The following is a 4,485-nucleotide window of genomic DNA, read 5'->3' on the forward strand; positions in this document are numbered from 1 at the left end:
TTACATTGCTGTTATAACTATCATTTAGGAATTTATATTAAAATTATACGCTGTTCTTTTTGGCTAAAATAAAAAAGCAAATTTTAACAATTTGCTTTTCATTGCGCCGTCGGCGCTGCTGATTTTGACGGTAATTGGCTAATATAAGTGTAAGCCCCTTGGCCCGCAATCCCACCTTCTCCGACAGCTGTCGTAATTTGGCGGAGATCTTTGGCACGGACGTCACCAATTGCAAAAATACCAGGAATGGCAGTTTGCATCTTGTCGTCCGTGATAATCCAACCTTCATCATCAGTAATATTCAAATTTTCAAAACCTTGTGTATTGGGCTTTAAGCCAACATAAATAAAGACACCACTCGCATCAATATGTGATACTTCTTGCGTTTGGTTGTTGATGACATCAAGACCCGTTACCTTTTCACCGTCACCAGTAATTGCGAGTACTTCAGTAAACCAATTAAATGCCATTTTGTCATTAGCAAAAGCACGATCTTGAATAATTTGTTGCGCACGCAACTTATCGCGACGATGCAATACAGTGACTGACTTGGCCAAGTTTGTCAGATATAGTCCCTCTTCAATAGCAGAATCACCGCCACCAACAACGACAACATCTTCATTACGGAAAAAGGCACCATCACAGACCGCACAGTAGCTGACACCACGGCCTTGATAGTCTTCTTCGCCATCTTTACCTAAATGAATATGCTCAGAACCAGTCGCAATAATCACAACTTTAGCCTTATAGTCACCCATATCCGTATGAATGAGCTTGTCTTCACCATCTAACGTGATTTCTTCAACCATGCCAAAGCCATATTCCGCACCAAATTGTGTTGATGAGGCATACATTTTCTCGGCCAAATCTGGTCCCAAAATCGAGTCAAAACCTGGATAGTTTTCAACTTCAGCCGTATTATTCATTTGGCCACCATAAATGCCACGGTCTAACATCAAAACGGAAAGATCGGCACGTGATGCATAGGTTGCCGCCGTCATGCCGGCTGGACCCGCACCAATAATCACAACATCATATTGCTTATAGTCTGTCAATTTGTTGCCCTCATTTCACTTACTTTTTGTTAATCCTATTCTACACGACACAACTGGATTTGTCTCGTGATTTGAATTTTACAACTTGGCAGCAAGTTCCTTGATGTAGGCGCGTAATTGATCTTTGGTTTGTGGGTGCTTCAGGCCAAATTCAATATTAGTTTCCAAGAAACCAATCTTTGAGCCAAGGTCATAACGGTTTCCCTTGAATTCATGGGCATAAACGTGTTGACGATTATTCAATGAATCAATGGCATCCGTTAATTGGATTTCACCACCCTTACCAGGCGCTGTGTTTTCAAGTTCTTCAAAAATTTCCGGTGTTAACAAGTAACGTCCAATAATGGCCAAGTCAGAAGGCGCATCTTCTGGCTTAGGCTTTTCCACGAACGTCTTAACCCGGAAGAGACCCTTTGAAGCTTCAGCGGCTGGGTCAATCACCCCGTATTCTGACACTTGGTCATGTGGTACTTTCATCACCGCCAAAGTTGATTCACCAGTTTCTTCATAACGGTCAATCAATTGCTTTGTCAATGGCACGTCATCTTCCATCAAATCATCACCAAGCAACACGACGAAAGGTTCGTCTCCAATAAAGGCCTTGGCTGTTAAGACCGCATCCCCTAAGCCCTTTGGGTGTGACTGACGAATAAAGTACATGTTAATGTCCGTTGTTTCTTGCACAATCTTGAGTAATTCGTCCTTACCTTTTTCGCGCAAGTTGTTTTCCAATTCCGGATTTGAATCAAAGTGGTCTTCAATTGATCGCTTTGACTTGCCATCAACAATCACAATCTCTTCGATACCTGAGGCAATCGCTTCACGCACGATATATTCAATCGTTGGTGTATCAACAATTGGTAACATTTCCTTTGCCAAAGCTTTTGTGGCTGGCAAAAAACGTGTCCCAAGTCCTGCTGCTGGAATAATTGCCTTACGTACTGGTTTCATAATTTATAACTCGCTTTCCTTTTCCTCAACCTAACACAACAATCATGCCTAATCTTCAGATTTTAATGGCCGTGCCATCAAATCAGCAATTGCTTGTGCTAACGGTTTATCTTCATACAACACTTGATAAATCGCCGTTGTAATCGGCATATCAACTTGATAAGTTTGGGCAAAATCGTACACGGCCTTTGTCGTGTTCACGCCTTCAATCACCATGCCCATGTCTTCGGTGACTTGCGCCAATGTTTTGCCTTGCCCAAGTCCCATACCCGCGCGATAGTTGCGCGAATTGGGTGACATACCGGTGACGATTAAGTCCCCGATACCCGCTAATTCATAGAGGGTTTCCTCTTTAGCACCCATGGCTAACCCAAGCGCCCGCATTTCTACTAAACTACGTGTCAATAAGGCAGCTTGTGCATTAGCGCCATACCCTAGTCCGACTAATGCGCCTGAGCCGATGGCAACAATATTTTTCAAGGCTGCAAACAACTCTGAACCAAGCAAATCATGGTTGGTATAAGCACGGAAGGTTTGGTTTGACAAAACTGTTTGCAACAACTTAGCTGCTGCTTCGTCCTCACTCCCAATTGACACCGCCGTTAGATCATGTCGGATAACATCTTCAGCGTGTGACGGTCCTGATACCACAGCAATCGCTGATCGATAAGCAGCTGGTACTTCTTCCGCCATCATTTCAGAAATACGCTTGTAAGTGCCTTGCTCAAGCCCTTTCGTGGCGTGTGCCAAAATCACGGTCTGTTGTTGCGCCACTAAGACGTCAGCCAATTGTTGGGCCACTTCACGAACCGCTTTAGTTGGTACCACACTCAAAACAATCTCAACATCCGCCACGGCTTCTGCCATGTCACTGGTGGCAACCAATTGTTCCGACAACTGTGCTTGTGGTAAATACTTGTCGTTGGTATGTTGCGTGTTGATTTCAACCGCTTGGTCTGGGTTATGTGTCCATAAACGCACATCATGCCCATTTTCTGCGGCGGTATTTGCTAAAGCTGTGCCCCAAGACCCTGCTCCGAGTACGGCCAGTTTAGTCATGTTTGTTCTCCAAATCTTTCTTTTCGTACTAGGACAATTCACCAGCCATCCGTGCTTCAAGCGTTTTGAGCGGATCAATGCCCATATTAGCCGTACGGAATTTAACTGCGGCCGCATCAATCACACTCGACGTATTACGTCCAGGTGTGACCGGCACAACCATACGCTTGATTTTCACGCCTAAAATTTCCAACGTATCATTATCATTGCCCAAGCGATCAAAGTTCGCTTCACCAATTTTACCGTTTGAGAGATGAATATTCACCGCAATCGTGGCGTGTGAACGCACGGCTACAGCACCGTAAACTTGTTGCACGTCAATAATGCCGACACCACGTACTTCCATCATATTACGAAGTACGTCGCTTGGTTCGCCAATCAAACGTTCTTCATCTTCTTGATAAATATCCACGCGATCATCGGCAACTAAACGGGCCTTATCTTGTTGAATCAATTCCAGCGCTGCTTCGGTTTTACCAATCCCGGCATCTCCAGTAATCAACACACCTAAGCCATACACGTCAATCAAAACACCGTGTACACTCTCGCGGGGTGATAATTGGCCACCCAAATAGTAAGTCATATTCGATAAAATACGCGACGATGTCAAAGTTGACGTCAAAATTGGAATATGTGCCTCTTCCGCTGCTTGCTTTAACTCGTCACTGATAGGCAACCCCGTTGACACCACAAAAGCTGGGGTCGTCACATCGGCCATCCGGCGATAAACCATCAAGAGTTCATCGTGTCCCATCCGTTCAGAAAAGGATGTTTCAGTAATCCCAAGCAATTGCACACGTTCGGGCGCATAATAATTAAAATACCCTGTCATTTCTAGGCCAGGTCGTGAAATGTCGGCGGTTGTAATTGGCCGATCTAAATACTGCTCCCCAGACACAATCTCTAACTTGGTATGATCAACCAACTGTTTTACTGTCACTGAATTCTGTATCATACTACTATCTTTCTCAATCTATTTATACATCAGAGGTCAAGATTGTATTCACAATCGATAACACAATGGCCATTAAAATTGCCCAGCCAAAACCGGCAAACGTAAAACCACCTACCAACCATGCCGTCATTTCTAATAGCCACGCAATAATAACAATCGTAAATAAACCAAAAGTCATGATGTTGAGTGGCAACGTTAAGAGTAATAATACTGGCTTAATCAGCATGTTTAGCAGTGCCAATACAAAGGCCGCCCCTAGAGCCGTCAGCCAGTTCTCAACGCTAAAACCGCTAGGAAATAGCGCGGCTGTCACCATAAAGACAATCATCGTGGTGACTAATCTTGCGGTAAATGGCATAGGCCCCTCCAGTCAATCGTGTAAGCGCTTTAAACATTGATATAAAGCATCTTATCGGAAACGTTATAAATTTATTATACCAAATATTTAAATATGATGAGTAGAAA

General features: G+C 43.8%; 5 protein-coding genes. All 5 read right to left on the reverse strand.

Annotation, left to right across the window (positions count from 1 at the left end):
- Nucleotides 1-98: 98 nt before the first annotated feature.
- The 5 genes from trxB to ACW12G_RS06620 all read right to left on the reverse strand — a co-directional run bounded on the left by trxB (nt 99) and on the right by ACW12G_RS06620 (nt 4,378).
- A complete protein-coding gene (trxB, locus tag ACW12G_RS06600; protein ID WP_029509641.1) occupies nt 99-1,055 on the reverse strand; it encodes a thioredoxin-disulfide reductase in 957 nt (318 codons plus the stop codon).
- 78 nt (nt 1,056-1,133) lie between these two features.
- Nucleotides 1,134-2,006: a UTP--glucose-1-phosphate uridylyltransferase GalU gene (galU, locus tag ACW12G_RS06605; protein WP_455647565.1), complete on the reverse strand. Its 873-nt coding sequence runs from the start codon at nt 2,004-2,006 to the stop codon at nt 1,134-1,136.
- A 48-nt stretch (nt 2,007-2,054) separates the two neighbouring features.
- Nucleotides 2,055-3,065 (reverse strand): NAD(P)H-dependent glycerol-3-phosphate dehydrogenase, encoded by a 1,011-nt coding sequence (locus ACW12G_RS06610; protein WP_278364183.1) that lies wholly within the window; start codon nt 3,063-3,065, stop codon nt 2,055-2,057.
- 28 nt (nt 3,066-3,093) lie between these two features.
- A complete protein-coding gene (hprK, locus tag ACW12G_RS06615; RefSeq protein WP_455647566.1) occupies nt 3,094-4,020 on the reverse strand; it encodes an HPr(Ser) kinase/phosphatase in 927 nt (308 codons plus the stop codon).
- A 22-nt stretch (nt 4,021-4,042) separates the two neighbouring features.
- Nucleotides 4,043-4,378, reverse strand: coding sequence for a phage holin family protein (locus tag ACW12G_RS06620; RefSeq protein ID WP_455647567.1), 336 nt, complete (start codon nt 4,376-4,378; stop codon nt 4,043-4,045).
- Between the last annotated feature and the right edge of the window lie 107 nt (nt 4,379-4,485).

It is taken from the genome of Leuconostoc sp., assembly GCF_965300815.1.